Source organism: Kordia sp. (genome assembly GCF_050633145.1).
Taxonomy (GTDB): Bacteria; Bacteroidota; Bacteroidia; order Flavobacteriales; family Flavobacteriaceae; genus Kordia.
On record NZ_JBOEFY010000015.1, the window covers coordinates 40,613 to 56,372 of the forward strand.

Here is a 15,760-nt window from a genome sequence, read left to right on the forward strand (position 1 = left end):
AATATTATTCCTTTAAAATTTTAGAAACGAGTTCACACCAGTTATCTTTTCGATGTTGGATATCTTGCTCAGTATCAATACGCGATTCATAAGCTGAAAAGTATAATCCATCATCTTTAATTTTGCAAAAATATGTTGGGATATTGTTTTTAGTATCAATGATAATAATATTTGAACTAGTATCATATATAACCAATTCTAATAAAAAGTTTTCAAAAGAAATTTCTTTAGCTTTCTCATTCATATCAGCAACCAAACGCTCATGAAGCATTTGCGTATGTCCGCTTTTATCAATTAAAGAAGCTAACTCTAAATATGTATTTGTGTTAAAACAAGTAGATGTCATTGTTGTACAATTGTAATTAAAAATAATAAATAAAAATAATACTGTTGCTCTTTTTATAGTTTTCATGAAACAAATCTTTACCAAGGTTTTGGTCCATATTGGATTGTTCCACCTATTGCTGTAATAGAAATTCGTTGTACTGTATCAACACCGTTAGGTTTATTCCATAAACTTATAACTTCGCCATTACCTACATAAACAGCTACATGACTTGGCATTGATGCGCCACTAGGTGTATAAAAAATAAGATCTCCTACCGATGGACCAGTAGAGCCTCCTGAACTATTAGCCGTTGGCAATGCAGAAGTCCAACCTAATGCTGCCCAAACTTGTGGTGTAGGATTTGGAGATGTAAGTGGAGTTCCTAAAACTACTCCTGCCCTATTATAAAAATCATAAATCCAATTCGTATCAATTTGCCCTGCCAAATACGCTGCATACATAATACTTTCCCAGCAATTCATTGAATCTGTTGTTGGCAATTCTCCTGTTCCTTTATTTACCACAAAATATTTATAAAAATCAGATCCTCTCGGATTTTCCCATTCTTGAGAACCCACCATAAGTTCTGACATTATTCTTGCCACATCATCAGCAACTAAATTAGACCGAATTAATGTCATAACTCCTGAATCTCCTAGTACGGCTTGTCGTTCCGCTACTGAAGCTGCTCTGATTGTTGTAATAATTCCTGCAGGACTTGGAGTAGATGTTCCATTAAAAGTTGTTCTTAGATCGCTTAACAATGTAAATTGAACAATGGTGCTTTGCATTTGTACAGGAGAAAATGTGTTTACAAGTTTATCTGATAAGCTCATTTTATTTTCACTTTTCTTTGTTTGTGAAACACTGGAAGATAAAGCTTTTGAGCCTCTGTATTTAGAAACTGATTCTCCTTTAACAGCTTTTTTTCCGTAAACATCTGCTTCTCTCTCTAAACTCTTATTGTCATTAATAGCAACACCTTTTTGTAAAATTTTTGTAGGTTTTACAACACCTGCACGTTGTTGAGCTACATGTGTAAACTCATGCCCTATTAAATTTTTTCCTTTTGTTGAATTTGGATTGAACTCGCCTGGAGCAAAATGTACTTGCTCTCCTTGTGTATAGGCGCGTGCATTCATTTGTACTGCCTTTTGAGAATTTGTCTGAATCCCTACATTCGAAAAATCTTGACCTAATGAACTTTCCATATTGGATTGCAAACCACTAGGCAAGCTTTTATTCTGAACTCCTTTTGTTGGCGGTGTAAAACTACCTGCATCGGCTTTCGATTTTACAAACGAATTCTTGTCTTTACGCTGTATAATTTGAGAGGTGTTCTCTTTTTGATCAGACTGTTGCTTCGCTTTCATACGCTTATTTTATAAGACATTTACAAGAATAAATTACACTACACAATGTATCAAATAATCAAAAAATAGCATAGGGGAAAAACACGGTATTTCCTGTCTTTTCTTTACTTTTTATGAAATATTCACGTACTTTATATACATAAAATGACTATATACCTAAAAAATTAATTCATTTTGATACAAATAGACAGACATAAAATTGCAAAGCCAGAGTTCTTTTCTTCCAAAGAATATGAACGACTGCAACAAGAGATACATGAGTTTTATGAACTGCATAAAAACTCACGCGCGCAACGTACTTTTACAGAAGGGTATTTGCCAAGTGAAGTTCCTGATGCCTTAGCAGAACTTTTTGATCATAAATGTGCTTTCTGTGAATCGGCTTTACGGAGAGGAAAACCAGGGTATGAAAGCTATTTACAACGCTTTCGCCCTATGAATTATGCACAAGGTTTTGACAGCAAAGAAATTGACCAAGATCATTATTGGTGGCTTACCTATGAATGGGAAAATTTATATATGATTTGTCACAGTTGTCAACGTTTTAAATCGAATGTATTTCCTGTAAATGGCAAGCGAGCTACTATTAAAACAGCAATTATAGAAATTTCAGATAAAGAAAATGCCTATTTAATTGATCCATGTTTGGGAAATCCAAATCGTTATTTCAGATTTGATATTGATACTTATGAAATTAAAACGCGATTAGAAAAAGACTCTTTTTTAAGTTCTAATAAAGTCTTAGGAAAACATGTAGAAAATTTAAATACAAAAGCTGAAGCTACTATTCAAATTCTTGGGCTCAATCGGAAAGATTTGATTAAAGACCGACAATATATTGCCACCGAAATTAAACATGACGTTGAAATGTTGTTGGGAAACAGTAAGAAAAGTGACATTAGTAAAAATATTGCCGATAATTGGAATGATATATTAGTCGGAAACTCTAAAAAGAATCATCTAGCATTTCGAAAAGCACTTTTAGAGCATCATTTAGAGGATAAGGAAATATATAGTATTGTTGCTAATTTAGTTGATTCAAATCAATCATATTTCAATCAAAATCAGCAGCAACAGCAAATACAATCGCAAATGCCGCCAAGTCCTAGTGCGGAACAAAGTGTAAAAGGTGGCGATATTTTTGAATCCATGTCTTTTCCACTAGAAGAAACAGCAGAAGGATTATCAAGAGATAAAACAAAAGCTCCAAAAGTTAAAAAAGCAATTTTTAAGGAGAAGGACGATAAATATTACGCTAGCATTTTAAAGAATGTATATCTCGATAAAATTGTATTGAAAAACTTTAAATGTTTTTCCGATTTAACCTTACAACTACCAAGCTATGCAGAGGATACAAGTGAAGAACCTTGGCTCGTATTTTTAGGTGAAAATGGTGTTGGAAAAAGTTCTGTCCTCAAAGCGATTGCCATTGCTTTAATGGGACAAGAGTATTTAGATGTTCTTGGTATTGAAGTGGAAGATGTACTGAAATATGGCAAACAAAGTGGTCATATTAAGGTATTTGGTAAAGGAAATGAAGAAGAATATAGCGTTACATTCAACAAAAGAAAAAACGAAATAAAAGCAAGTATTCAAAAGCCACCAGCGTTTATAATTGGCTATGGTTCAACACGTTTGTTACCGATTGGGAATTTGCAACCAGAAAAAGATCATCCGAGTTATTTAAAGATTAAAAACCTGTTTGATGCTTCTATTTCTTTATCAGATGCAAATGATTGGTTCTTAAATAGCAATCGAAAAACCTTCAACCAAGTTTCTAAAACACTGAAGAATTTATTACTGTTAGATGATTTAGATTCCATCAAAAGAAGTCCTACAAAAGGAGAAATCTATATTAAATACCATCATTCGGGCGATCAAATAAACATCAAACATTTAAGCGATGGTTACAAATCTATTTTTGCTGTGGCTATTGATATGATTTATACGCTTTCGCAAGAAAATATAGTGTACGAATTGGCAGAAGGAATTGTATTAGTGGATGAAATTGGCACACATTTACACCCGCGTTGGAAAATGGAAATTATTGAACGTTTACGTAATACGTTCCCTAAAATTCAATTCATCATTACCACACACGAACCTTTGTGTTTACGTGGTTTAAAAGAACATGAAGTAGTCGTTTTAAAACGTGATGAAGATAATGCAATTATTGCCATAAGCGATCTGCCTGATCCTAGCTCTTTACGAATTGATCAATTATTAACGTCTGAATATTTTGGATTGAATAGTACGATGGATTCCAATACTGAAAAAGAATTTGAACGCTACTATGAATTACTCGCTATTGAAGATGCAGACAGAACCAAAAAACAAATTGAAGAGATTGAAGCCTTACAAAAAGTACTTCCACAGAAAAAACGTTTAGGACAAGATGCTCGTGAAGACTTGATGTATCATGCAATTGATGAATTACTCGCCAAAAAAATGAAGAGTAAGAAACTCAAAATTGTAGACGACGATATTAAAGAAAAAACCATTTTAAAAGTACAAGATATTTGGAAAAATATCTCAGCAAAGAATAAATTATGATTTTCATTGATAGAACTTCGGTTAAAACTCCAGAGATTCTTAAAGATGGAAGTGAAAAACTGAAAAAAGAATTAGACAAAGCCATTGCGCATTACACAGATCCTGAAAAGCGAAAGAAACCCTTTAAATTCAAAGTGTACAGTCATGCTACAGTAAAAGAAGCGTTGATAAAAATGGGGAAAGGAAAGTGTGCCTATTGCGAAAGTGATATTTTGGTAACCTATGTTGGCGATATTGAGCATTTTCGTCCGAAAGGAGAAATTGAAGAATTGAAAGCTACAGGCAATTCCAAACCTGGCTATTATTGGTTGGCTGCCGATTGGGAAAATTTATTGCTGTCATGTAGAAACTGTAATCAGAAGTCAAAACAAGCTACGGCAACTGTAGAAGAAGCCAAAAGTATGGGAAAAATGAACCAGTTTCCTTTATTTGATGAAGCCAAAAGAGCACGATCGCCAGAAGATAGCTTTCCAGAAGAAGAAACAGTACGTTTGTTATTAAATCCGTGTATTGAAAATCCCGAAGATTATTTTAAGTATGATATTGATTCGGGCGTAATTAAATCCAATAAACGAAAAGAATTCTTAAAACAACGTGCATTAGCATCAATCAAAGTATTTGCTTTACAACGTGTGCCTTTGGTGATAGAAAGAGAGAAAAGAGCCATTTTAATAAGCGCACAAATGCAACGTGTAGAAGAAGCTTTTTTCAATTACAATGACTTTATAAACGATGCTACACGTTCAGAACGTTTTGCAAAAGTCTTGCAACGCGAAATGGAAGCTCTACAAAGCTTTTTAGAACCAACACAAGAATATTTAGGCTTGGCAAGACAAATGATTGGACATTTTATGAAGAAGAATTTTCAAGTGGATATTACGGCGGCTTGACTTCGACTCCGCTCAGTCTGCGCGAGTTTGTTTGTTATTGCTTACTTTTTGTGGATTTGTTGATTTGAAAATACCCAAACGTCAGTTCGAGTGACGAATCTGTGATTCGTTGTATCGAGAACAGCTTTGAAACAAATATGCAATTTTCTTATATCGAATTAGTTAATAAGTACTTCTCGATACAATTTTTCTTCATTTTATTACGAAAAACCACTCGAAGTGACGTTTTGAGTTGTTTAAGTATCAACGCGAAGCGATTCAAAAGCGCCTGCGCTGAGCCTGTCGAAGCGAGGCGATCAAATTAAATGTATCAATTTGCTAATTTAAAAATGTACGATAAAGTTTCAATCAAAATTCAAATACTGTATGAAACAATCTAAAAATCTAAGAGCAAAGCGATCTAAGAGACAAAGTCGATCCAAAAGCGCCAGCGGTCTAACAGCGAAGCGATCTAATTTAATTCATAATCTTCACCATCAACTCTTTCAACAAGTCTCCATTTGGTAAATTACTTGCGCCAACACCTTTACTTTTCACATCCATTTCACGTAAAGTTGCTATAATTCCACTCACTTTTTTCATTGGATAATTGCGTGCTGCTGCTTGGTATTCTTTTACAAAGTATGGATTAATGCGTAATACAGAAGCTACATTTTTGGGAGTTTGATTGCGCAAACCATGATATTGCAGTAACTGTGAGAAAAAATTAAACAATAGCGAAACCGTAACAACTGTTGGATTGTCTTTTGGGTTTTCAGCAAAATACGTGATAATTCGGAATGCTTTGGTTACATCTCTATCTCCAATGGCTTTTCGCAATTCAAAATTGTTATAATCTTTGCTAATTCCGATGTTTTCTTCAATAGCTTCTGGTGTGATTTCACTTCCAATTGGTAAAATCAATTTCAACTTTTCAAGTTCATTATCAATCTTACTCAAATTTGTTCCTAAAAACTCCACCAACATTTGTGCAGCTTTCGGTGTAATTTGGTATTTCTTTCCTGCCAATACTCTACGAATCCAGTCAGCAACTTGATTTTCATACAATTTCTTGCTTTCGTAAATCACGCCAGCTTTTTTCGCCGCTTTGTACAACTTCTTATTTTTGGCAATCTTTTTATACTTATAACAAATTACCAAAACCGTTGTAGGTTGCGGATTTGAAAGATATGCCTCTAATTTATCAATCGTGCGCGACAAATCTTGTGCCTCTTTCACAATTACCACTTGGCGTTCTGCCATCATCGGATAACGTTTTGCGTTTGCTACAATATCATCTACAGTAACATCGCGTCCATACAACACCATTTGGTTGAATCCTTTTTCCGCTTCATCCAATACATTTGCTTCAATATATTCCGCAATTTTATCAATATAATAGGCTTCTTCACCCATTAAAAAATAAATAGGTTTGATATTTCCTTTCTGTATATCGACGACAATCTGTTTAGCTTCTTCCATTCTTTTTACAAATACGAAATAGTATTGGTTTTCGATGCACGAATCGTTAGTTTTGTGCTTATGGAACTCTTGAATTTTCCAAAATATACGTTCCGCTTCAAAAATAGGGAAAATAAAATCTATATTTTTGATGCCATTCGGAAAAAATTTGTGGTGTTAACTCCTGAAGAATGGGTTCGACAGCATACGGTGCAATTTCTGATTCAGGAAAAAAACTATCCTATCAGCTTGATTAACGTCGAAAAAGAACTCATATTCAACGACTTAAAAAAACGATACGATATTGTTATTTTCAATTCTGATGGAAGTATTTTTTTGGTGGTCGAATGTAAACGCAGTAAAATAAAGATCAATCAACAAACATTTGATCAAATTGCTCGTTACAACATGATTTTAAATGCTGAATACTTAATGGTCACCAACGGATTGAATCATTATTATTGCACGATGGATTATGAAGCGCAGCAGTATCAATTTTTAAGAGACATTCCGGATTATAAGTCATAAGTAAAGATTATTAATTTTAAGTAATTGGTTTTACTTATATAATCTTTTCACAACCTTACCAATACTTAATCCTTGAACAATAATTGAAAATAGTACGATAATATACGTTATATGAAGTATTAAATCGCCCGATAATTCTTCGCTTAAACTTAATGCTAGTGCAATAGAAATACCTCCACGCAATCCGCCCCAAGTTAAAATTGTGATGGTTTTTATTGGCTTATCTTCTTCATGTTTTAATAATGAATATGGTAAAAGCACAGAAATAAATCTTGCGAGAAGTACACTTATTATAGCAAGAAGACCTAGTAATATATAGCTTGTGTTAAATGCTAATAAGTGAATAGCCAATCCTATAAGTACAAACAGGATTCCATTAAATACATCATCTAAAATTTCCCAAAAAGAATTGATCGCTTTTTGTATTGGGTTTTTATCTTGATTGATGTGTATTTTATGTCCAATCAATAATCCAGCTACAACCATTGCCAACGGTGCAGATACGTGTAGCATAAATGCGCCTGTAGTTCCTCCCATTACTACAGCAAGACTCATCATAACGGCTAACTGTGGATTTTCTTTTAGTGATTGAATGCACTTTAGTCCTAGAAAACCAATTAGTAATCCATAGAGCAATCCGCCAATAGCTTCTTCTAAAAACAAGGTTCCAATTTCTGCTCCAATTTCTGCTGCGCTGTGTTCTCCTGTTGCGGTTGCAATCAACAAAATTCCAGAAAAAACAACAACTCCAATTCCGTCATTAAATAAGGATTCTCCTTCTATTTTTATTCCCAAACTTTCGGCAATATTAGCTTTCTTTAAAATTGCCATTACTGCAATTGGATCTGTTGGTGAAATTAATGCTCCAAATAATAGTGCGTGTACAAATGGCAATTCTAAACCAACGAGTTGCGCTCCAAAAAACGTTAAACCTCCAACTAGAAATGTAGAAATCAAAACACTTAAAGTCGCAAATAAGAAAATTGATTTTTTTTGTTTTGCTAGTGCGGCAAGATTTACATGCAATGCTCCTGCAAATAGTAGAAAACTTAAGATTCCATCGAGTAACAATGTTTTAAAATCAGCATTTACAATGATATTACAAAAGAAGGTATAAAACTCTGGAAACAGCGTTTTACTGAATGTTATTGGAATGATTAAGAGTAAACTTAAAATCATTAACCCAATTGTAGTTGGCAGTTTTAGCCATTTATAATTGATAAAATTAAACAGTGCGGCAATCGTAAATATGATACTGAAAGATTCGAACATTTATGCTGATTTTGAATTAATATATTTCCCCACAAAAACACCTATTACAATTGCTAAATAAAATTGACCAATTATATTTAAAACCATTGTTACGGCTTGTGCGGCATGCGTTAAAGGTGTAACATCTCCATAGCCTACAGTGGTGATGCTTATAAAACTAAAGTAGTAGAATATATACCCAGACGTACTTTTTGGCAATTGAAATGAATTGACATCTAAAAGATATATCATTTCAAATAAAATACCTCCTATGATTCCTAAATATAAAAACCCCAATAAAGGCCCTAATATAAAGCGAAGGTTCACCATTTTGATTTTTACTAACTGCCGGACTAATAAAACACAAAAATTAAAGAACAATAAAAAAGAACTTCCCAAACGTACCCAGACTAGCATTTTATTTTCTATCATAGAATATTCCAGCCAAATACAAATTAGGACTATTGCTCCTAGAAGATACGTTATTACACGCGCTTTATTGCTAGAAGCAATTAACGAACTAGCTAGTATAACCAGCGTATAGTTTATCACAACTATATGCGCTGGGTTTGCACCAATAGCTGCAATGTATATTGGTGTTAGTAAAAAATTAAAAACACTTATTAAAGCAATAAGATATTTATGTTCTTCCAGATAGTTCAAACGAATCTGTGTTTTGGTTTTATTTATTTTTCATTCCAATTACTTTCAATTTTACAACCACTTGTACGTAGTAAAGCTAAAATAGGACAACGATTATCTACTTTTTGCCCTAAAGTTTTCACTTCATCATTAGTTACATCTCCAGATACTAGAGCTTCTAATCGTATATTTTTATAGCTTCCATTTGAATCGTCTGCCACGCCCATAAATCCCGAAAGATCAAGATCAATTTCAACCTTAAAATCAATTCCTGATATATTTAGGGAAAGTTCTTTAGCTACAACTTGCGCTTGTTCATTTTGACAAGCAGCTACAGAAGCAATAAAAAGTTGCATCGGATTTGGTCCTGTATTTGTACCGCCACCATCAACAGGTTCGTCTGTTTGTATTGTCCATTCTGTATCTATAATATTTACTTTAGTAGCGATGCCTTTTCCTTTCGCATCTGCTTTGAAAGTTTCTAAATATGAGTTTTCCATTTTATGATTTTATATTAATGTAGCATCCGTTATTATTTCTAATAAGGCTGGTCCATTATGCGTTTTCAGTTTTTCTAAAGCTGGGATTAATTCTTCTCGTTTTGTAACTCTAATTCCTAAAGCACCACAGTTTTCTGCATATTTTGCAAAGCTTACATTGTGTAAAGACGTTTTCCATACATCAAGTTCTGCTGCTTTTTGCTCTTTGGATATTTTTCCTAATTCTGAATTGTTTAGCAATACATGTTTGATGTTCATATTGTATTTAACAAGTGTCATTACTTCGCCTAAATATTGCCCAAAACCACCATCACCAGAAACGGACCAGATTGGTCTTTCTTTTCCTTGTGCAGCCCAAGCGCCCATTGCAGCTGGCAATGAGAAACCTATAGATCCTAAATACCCTGACATCAAAATTGATTGATTTTTAGGTTCAAAGTAACGTCCAAATGAATAGGTGTTATTTCCAACATCTACAGCAATCACAGCATTGTCGGGAACTACTTTGTTCATAGCTTCAAACACAGCAATAGAACTTAATCCAATTTCGCTTTCATCTTTTAAGCGACTTGCTTTTTCTTCTTTCCATATTTCCCAACGTTTTGCAATTTCTGCACGTCTGTCTACAGTATTTAATTTTCCTTCTGTTTGTTCTTCTATGATTGTTAAGGTTTCTGAGATTTCTCCCCAAAGTGCAGCATCAACTTTATGAAATTTACTCAATGCTGTTGGATCATAATCTACTTGTATGATTGGTTTTTTGGGTGTGATTCCTGTATGATTTGAAAATGAAGCTCCAAATACAATGAGTAAGTCACTTTCGTTCATAAACCAAGAAGCTATTGGCGTTCCGCTTCTTCCTAAAACACCACAACCTAACTCATGATGATCCGAAATTTGTCCTTTTGCTTTAAACGTTGTAATTACCGGACAGTTTAGTTTTTTAGCAAACGCTGTAATTGCTTCCATATGAAAACGCGCTCCGTGCCCCACAATGATAGCAGGTAGTTTAGAATCCTTTATCATAGTGACTGCTTTTGAAACCATTTGCCTTGGCGGCGAAATGTTCATCGGCGTAATTCTTCCGTCTGGAGTTTGTGCTTTTTCATTTGCGGGTTTTGGCATAAAAGCGACTTCATCGGGAAACGTTATGTGTGATACATCTCTGTTTAATAAAGCACTTTTTATAGCCAAACTCATAAGCTCGCTATGCTTTGAGTTTTGTTGTACACTGTGATTAAAGTTTGCTACGGTTTGAAACGCTCCTACCAAGTCTACTTCCTGAAATGCGCCAGTTCCCATTACCTGCGTATTTACTTGACCAGATAGTACTAACATTGGCGAACGATCTACTTTTGCGTCCCACATTCCTGTAAACATGTTTGTAGCACCAGGACCCGCAATACCAAAACTTACAGCTGGTTTCCCCATTAGTTTTCCATACGCTGAAGCTGCAAAAGCGGCTGCGCCTTCATGACGAATGCCAAAGAATTGAAAGTTTCCTTTTGCTTCTTGTCGCATCATGGCATTGGCAATACCTAGGTTTGAATGTCCAACCATACCAAAACCTGTGTCAACTCCCCAATTCACCATCGTTTCTATCATCACATCAGAAATCGTATCTTGGTGTTCTTCTTCTTCTTCAACAGCAATTAGAATTTCATCACCATTTTCTTTTACTTCAAATGTTTTTATACCATCATCATAACCGCCAGGAGACATTCCTGTACACGGATCAAAATCCCAACCATGCCAAGGACAACGCAACATTCCGTTTTCAATAGATCCTTCTCCTAGTGGACCTCCTTGATGTGGACATTTGTTATCGAGGGCAGAAAATTTACCTTTATAATGCGTTAAACAAATACCTTGATGACCAGCAGTGACTGTTTGAACACGTCCTTCTGGTAATGTTTTTTTATCTTTTAGTACACTGTACCATTTTTTGGTTATAGCCATGTTTTAGTTGTTGTTAGTTTTATTCTATTGCTTTAATTCGTATAATTTATAGGTTCCAGTTTTTCCTTTTAGACTCGTCTTAAATTCATTGTTTTTTGGATAGATTTCTTTTACAACGTTATAAGCATCTTCAGAAAGTAATAGCTCAGTTCCAAACTCTTTATTTGCTGTTTCAATGCGGCTTGCATAGTTTACATTATCGCCAATAACTGCCATTTTTTTCATAGCGCCTGTATCAAAAGGTCCCACAATTACATTCCCATAATGAACGCCAGCTCTAATACCGAAAGTGGTACTGAAATTCGATTCTAAATAGTCATTAAATGTGTTTAGTTTTTCTTTCATTTCCGCAATAGCATTAATGGCATCTAGTACAGAATTGTCACTTGTTTTATCTGTGCCAAAAACTGCCAAAATACCATCTCCAGCTACATCGCTTATGATACCATTATGATTTTGAATGATTACATTCATTATTCGGTAATAGCGATTTAATACGTGTACAATATCATATGGTGGAAATTTTTCGGCGAAAGCAGTATAATTTACTATGTCTGTAAAAACAATGGTTAGTTTCTGTTGACTTCCAAGCGCAATTTTTGAATCGCTAGAAAACTGCTCGGAAATGATGTCCATATCTAACTTATCAGAAACCATTCTTCTAATAGATACATTGCCTTTTAATTTGGTTTGACATGCCAAACGAATTTCTGTTGGAAAGTTTAAGGTTTCAGCCATCTCTTGTTCTACAGCGTTTCTTGGACTGCAATTATCAATACCTTGCATGACACTTACACGACAGGTAGAACATTTACCTTGTCCGCCACAAGCATGTGTATGATTGATATTCATTGCCAAAGTAGCTTCTAAAATGGTATTGTCTATAGGACAATTGACACTTTGGTTTTCTTTGAATAGACTTATTCTGTTTAATGTTCTTTTCATTTAGGAGGCTTCTAATAGTTAAACATTAGTTGTTGTTGATTCTTGTTTTGAATTGATCTTGTCGAATGCTTACAGCTCTGTATGAATATTTTATTAAAGAGAATAAGCCTAAAAGCATGATTACAATTCCTATGATACTTATATAGGTAGCACTATCGCCTATTGAACTTAGCTCTAAGCCAGCTATTAAACCTGAAATTGCTAAACACGCTACTGCGATATAGAAAAATACCATTGCTCGATTTAGGGTTTTTAATTGCACTAATTTTCGAATGATGATAGGTTGATCCTTACAGCCTTCCATTATTAATCCGTTGAGTTCACTACTTAAGGTGACCATTAGATTAGAGGTTGATAGAATTAACAGACCAATTCCTGGAACGATTGTTATGGGTAAATACCAGTTTTCCATTGTTGTTGTTTTTGTTTGATTTCCGCGTTAAGGGTTGCAACGGCATCCTCCCGATTTGCTCGGGAGATATAGTGAAAGACCTGACCATTAACACTGAGCGTAGCAGAAGTGTTAATGGTAACGCCCAAATCGTTATTTTTTTAATGAATACCAGCGTAATTTATTCCTGTTAAGTAGTGCATATCTCTATCGAACGTTGATAAGTCGTCATGATTGAATTTGGTAATATCATCATAACCACAAGACCTTGCAATTACTTTTATGAGATCGTTTGTGGCATCAAAATAGTTATGCAATTGCTTGGCAGAAGAGTTTATAATGAGTCTACTTCGCAACGATTCTTTTTGCGTTGCAATTCCTACTGGGCAATTGTTACTTCCGCAAGCGCGCATTCCTAAACAACCGATTGCTTGCAGTGCCGAATTGGATACTGCAATGGCATCAGCGCCGAGCATCATTGCTTTTGCAAAGTCTTCGGCAATGCGCAAACCACCTGTAATTACAAGTGTGACATTGGTAGCGCCAACTTTGTCCATGTATTTTCGGGCTCTTGCTAATGCAGGAATTGTTGGTACGTTGATGTTGTCTCTAAGAATGGTTGGCGCAGAACCTGTTCCGCCGCCGCGACCATCGAGAATGATATAGTCGACACCAACATCGAGTGCAAATTGAATGTCTTTTTCTATGTGACTTGCTGCGATTTTGAATCCGATAGGAATTCCTCCAGTACGTTCGCGTACTTTCTCGGAGAAATCTTTGAAGTCTTGTACCGTATGGAAATTAGGATTTGCTGCTGGCGAAATAGCTGTTTCTCCTTCTTTTAGTCCTCTTACTTCAGCAATTTCTTTACTTACTTTGTTTCCTGGTAAATGTCCTCCAGTTCCAGTTTTTGCACCTTGTCCGCCTTTAAAATGAAAGGCTTGTACATTATCTAGTTTATCCCACGAGAATCCAAATTGTGCCGATGCAAGTTCGTAGAAATATTTTGAATTGTTTGATTGTTCTTCAGGTAGCATTCCTCCTTCTCCAGAGCAAATACCTGTTCCTGCTAGCTCTGCTCCTTTTGATAATGCTATTTTGGCTTCGCGCGATAATGCTCCGAAACTCATGTCACTTACAAAAAGTGGCATATCGAGTGTTAGTGGCTTTTTTGCATTTGGACCAATGACAACTTTACTTGCTACTTCTTCATGATCTAGTAAAGGTCTGGAGGCTAATTGCGCTGGTAAGAATTGAATGTCACTCCATTTTGGCAATGTGTTTCTGTCTACGCCCATAGATGCAGAGAAACCATGATGTCCGAGGTTTTTTAGTCCGTTTTTGGCTAATTCTTTAATGTAACCTGTGTATGGTTCTGTACTTTCTGGATGTGTATCTGCATACGCACCTAAGTATTCATCGCGGTTGAATGGTTGTGGGTTGTTGACTAAGTATGCGTCAATTTCAAATTCATCAACCAATAAATTATCGCCTTCTATTTTGGTAGAGAATTTATGTAATACTTCTTTGTTGTTGTATTCTGAAACACCTGAATCTACTCTGTAATCCCAGCCATGAACTCCACAAATTAGATTGTCTCCATCTACATGTCCGTCTGCCATTAATGCGCCTCTGTGCAAACATCTTCCATAAAGCACAGATATATCTTCATCAAATTTTACAATTACTAAGTCTAATCCGTTGACTAATGCATGAACTGGTTGTTTGTTTATTAATTCACTTATTTGGGCAATTGCTACTGGTTTTTTCATAAATGTTGGTTGGCTTTTTATTGTTGTTTTGGTTATGCGTTTTTCAGTATATTTTAAATTATAGGCAAGCTAAATCTTTTCTGAAGTATAGAAAAGACCAAAATATCTGATAGTTACTTTAGACGACACATTATGCATTTATTTACATATACATGATTTTTAAAGCGCTATGCTTTTAATTTTCAATGCTATTGCAATCAGATTCGTGTATACTAATCACTTGCAACTAAAGATAAGAAGTTATTCTTAAAAGATGGTTTTAGCTACTAATTGCACAAATTAGATGTACGAATTGTATGTTTATTATTCAGCTTTAGAAATAAATTTTGTGTCGTACTCAATGATACCGCCTTTTCGCATTTTGCTGAGTACATTGCTTACTGTTTGTCTAGAAGTATTGGTAAGATTTGCTATTTCTTTATGAGATAAGAGATTTTTTGCTACTAACTTTCCAGCTTCATTTCTCTCTCCAAATTCATTTAAATAATCTGTTATAAATTCTTGAATTCTTGTCGTGCTATCTTTATATAGTAGATCGTGAAGTCTTCGTTCTAATTTTTTTATACGCAATCCATAAATTTTTAGCACTCCATTTTTTAGAGATGTATGTGTTGACATCAACTCTTCCATTTGATCTGCGCCTATATAACAAATTATACAATCTTCTAGCGCATAAGCAACTTCTTCGGTGGCTGTTTCTTTATCGAATAGCGCGAGTTCACCAAAGATGTTTCCTTTTTTTACAACATATTTAACTGTATTGTTTGTATTGTTTACAATTTTTACGCTGCCTTTTTTTAGGAAGAAAACACTATCTTGATGATTCTTTGGAAGCGCGATAGATTGCCCTTTTTCAATAGAATCCATCTCAAGAATATCACAGATTTTCATCATGTTGTGCATTCCGAGTTTTTTAAAAAGATTGAATCCTTCTAAAAACCAATATTTAGTAATTGCTTTCAATTAGTTGTCGTGCTTATTTTCAATTCAAATATATACATTTTAACATATACATGATTGCCTGAAATTTTCAATAGTTACTTTATACGACAATCTTGATTTATAATATGAATTCATTTTTTTTGTTTCAAATAGCTATTCTTTCGAAAATTAAGGAAATTTAGACCAAATCGGAGAAATAAAGTAAAAAGTGCTAATTTTAGACTTTTAAAATACTATCATTATTTA

General features: G+C 34.5%; 14 protein-coding genes. 3 read left to right on the forward strand and 11 right to left on the reverse strand.

Features of this window, described 5'->3' with window-relative positions; genetic code table 11:
• Positions 1-4: 4 nt before the first annotated feature.
• Positions 5-412 carry a hypothetical protein gene (locus tag ACRBBL_RS07475; protein ID WP_431368405.1) on the reverse strand — a complete coding sequence of 136 codons (408 nt, stop codon included), beginning with the start codon at positions 410-412 and terminating at the stop codon, positions 5-7.
• A gap of 11 nt (positions 413-423) precedes the next feature.
• Positions 424-1,701 carry an eCIS core domain-containing protein gene (locus ACRBBL_RS07480; RefSeq protein WP_431368406.1) on the reverse strand — a complete coding sequence of 426 codons (1,278 nt, stop codon included), beginning with the start codon at positions 1,699-1,701 and terminating at the stop codon, positions 424-426.
• Positions 1,702-1,875: 174 nt separating this feature from the next.
• Between ACRBBL_RS07480 and ACRBBL_RS07485 the strand changes: the two genes are divergently transcribed.
• Together ACRBBL_RS07485 and ACRBBL_RS07490 are read left to right on the forward strand one after the other, a co-directional pair.
• Positions 1,876-4,254, forward strand: coding sequence for an AAA family ATPase (locus ACRBBL_RS07485; RefSeq protein WP_431368407.1), 2,379 nt, complete (start codon positions 1,876-1,878; stop codon positions 4,252-4,254).
• Positions 4,251-5,144, forward strand: a complete 894-nt coding sequence (locus ACRBBL_RS07490; protein WP_431368408.1) for a hypothetical protein — start codon at positions 4,251-4,253, stop codon at positions 5,142-5,144. Before ACRBBL_RS07485 ends, ACRBBL_RS07490 begins: the two co-directional genes overlap by 4 nt.
• Before the next feature lie 456 nt (positions 5,145-5,600).
• Here ACRBBL_RS07490 and holA read toward each other — a convergent pair whose 3' ends face one another.
• The gene (gene holA / locus ACRBBL_RS07495; RefSeq protein WP_431368409.1) at positions 5,601-6,605 is read right to left on the reverse strand and encodes a DNA polymerase III subunit delta; all 1,005 of its coding nucleotides are present in this window, start codon (positions 6,603-6,605) and stop codon (positions 5,601-5,603) included.
• 60 nt (positions 6,606-6,665) lie between these two features.
• Here holA and ACRBBL_RS07500 point away from each other — a divergent pair, with 60 nt between their 5' ends.
• Complete coding sequence (locus tag ACRBBL_RS07500) at positions 6,666-7,112, forward strand: type I restriction enzyme HsdR N-terminal domain-containing protein (RefSeq protein ID WP_431368410.1); 447 nt, start codon at positions 6,666-6,668, stop codon at positions 7,110-7,112.
• 30 nt (positions 7,113-7,142) lie between these two features.
• Here the strand turns inward: ACRBBL_RS07500 and ACRBBL_RS07505 are convergent, their stop codons facing one another.
• The 8 genes from ACRBBL_RS07505 to ACRBBL_RS07540 all read right to left on the reverse strand — a co-directional run bounded on the left by ACRBBL_RS07505 (position 7,143) and on the right by ACRBBL_RS07540 (position 15,535).
• Positions 7,143-8,384 carry a cation:proton antiporter gene (locus ACRBBL_RS07505; protein WP_431368411.1) on the reverse strand — a complete coding sequence of 414 codons (1,242 nt, stop codon included), beginning with the start codon at positions 8,382-8,384 and terminating at the stop codon, positions 7,143-7,145.
• On the reverse strand, positions 8,385-9,026 hold the full coding sequence (locus ACRBBL_RS07510) for a potassium channel family protein (protein WP_431368412.1): 642 nt from the start codon (positions 9,024-9,026) through the stop codon (positions 8,385-8,387). It abuts the gene before it with no gap.
• Between the two features lie 23 nt (positions 9,027-9,049).
• Entirely contained in the window at positions 9,050-9,505 is a 456-nt protein-coding gene (locus tag ACRBBL_RS07515; RefSeq protein WP_431368413.1) for an OsmC family protein, read from the reverse strand.
• A gap of 9 nt (positions 9,506-9,514) precedes the next feature.
• Entirely contained in the window at positions 9,515-11,464 is a 1,950-nt protein-coding gene (locus ACRBBL_RS07520; RefSeq protein WP_431368414.1) for a thiamine pyrophosphate-dependent enzyme, read from the reverse strand.
• Between the two features lie 24 nt (positions 11,465-11,488).
• Positions 11,489-12,409, reverse strand: a complete 921-nt coding sequence (locus ACRBBL_RS07525) for an adenylate/guanylate cyclase domain-containing protein (RefSeq protein ID WP_431368415.1) — start codon at positions 12,407-12,409, stop codon at positions 11,489-11,491.
• Between the two features lie 25 nt (positions 12,410-12,434).
• Positions 12,435-12,821, reverse strand: coding sequence for a hypothetical protein (locus ACRBBL_RS07530; protein WP_431368416.1), 387 nt, complete (start codon positions 12,819-12,821; stop codon positions 12,435-12,437).
• Positions 12,822-12,961: 140 nt separating this feature from the next.
• A complete protein-coding gene (locus tag ACRBBL_RS07535) occupies positions 12,962-14,572 on the reverse strand; it encodes a glutamate synthase-related protein (RefSeq protein ID WP_431368417.1) in 1,611 nt (536 codons plus the stop codon).
• Between the two features lie 303 nt (positions 14,573-14,875).
• Positions 14,876-15,535: a Crp/Fnr family transcriptional regulator gene (locus ACRBBL_RS07540; protein WP_431368418.1), complete on the reverse strand. Its 660-nt coding sequence runs from the start codon at positions 15,533-15,535 to the stop codon at positions 14,876-14,878.
• Between the last annotated feature and the right edge of the window lie 225 nt (positions 15,536-15,760).

What these genes read in the sequence shown, in the direction of transcription:
- ACRBBL_RS07475 (WP_431368405.1), bottom strand. Translation starts at nt 412, where the DNA reads ATGAAAACTATAAAAAGAGCAACAGTATTATTTTTATTTATTATTTTT.
- ACRBBL_RS07480 (WP_431368406.1), bottom strand. Translation starts at nt 1,701, where the DNA reads ATGAAAGCGAAGCAACAGTCTGATCAAAAAGAGAACACCTCTCAAATT.
- ACRBBL_RS07490 (WP_431368408.1), top strand. Translation starts at nt 4,251, where the DNA reads ATGATTTTCATTGATAGAACTTCGGTTAAAACTCCAGAGATTCTTAAA.
- holA (WP_431368409.1), bottom strand. Translation starts at nt 6,605, where the DNA reads ATGGAAGAAGCTAAACAGATTGTCGTCGATATACAGAAAGGAAATATC.
- ACRBBL_RS07500 (WP_431368410.1), top strand. Translation starts at nt 6,666, where the DNA reads ATGGAACTCTTGAATTTTCCAAAATATACGTTCCGCTTCAAAAATAGG.
- ACRBBL_RS07505 (WP_431368411.1), bottom strand. Translation starts at nt 8,384, where the DNA reads ATGTTCGAATCTTTCAGTATCATATTTACGATTGCCGCACTGTTTAAT.
- ACRBBL_RS07515 (WP_431368413.1), bottom strand. Translation starts at nt 9,505, where the DNA reads ATGGAAAACTCATATTTAGAAACTTTCAAAGCAGATGCGAAAGGAAAA.
- ACRBBL_RS07520 (WP_431368414.1), bottom strand. Translation starts at nt 11,464, where the DNA reads ATGGCTATAACCAAAAAATGGTACAGTGTACTAAAAGATAAAAAAACA.
- ACRBBL_RS07525 (WP_431368415.1), bottom strand. Translation starts at nt 12,409, where the DNA reads ATGAAAAGAACATTAAACAGAATAAGTCTATTCAAAGAAAACCAAAGT.
- ACRBBL_RS07530 (WP_431368416.1), bottom strand. Translation starts at nt 12,821, where the DNA reads ATGGAAAACTGGTATTTACCCATAACAATCGTTCCAGGAATTGGTCTG.
- ACRBBL_RS07535 (WP_431368417.1), bottom strand. Translation starts at nt 14,572, where the DNA reads ATGAAAAAACCAGTAGCAATTGCCCAAATAAGTGAATTAATAAACAAA.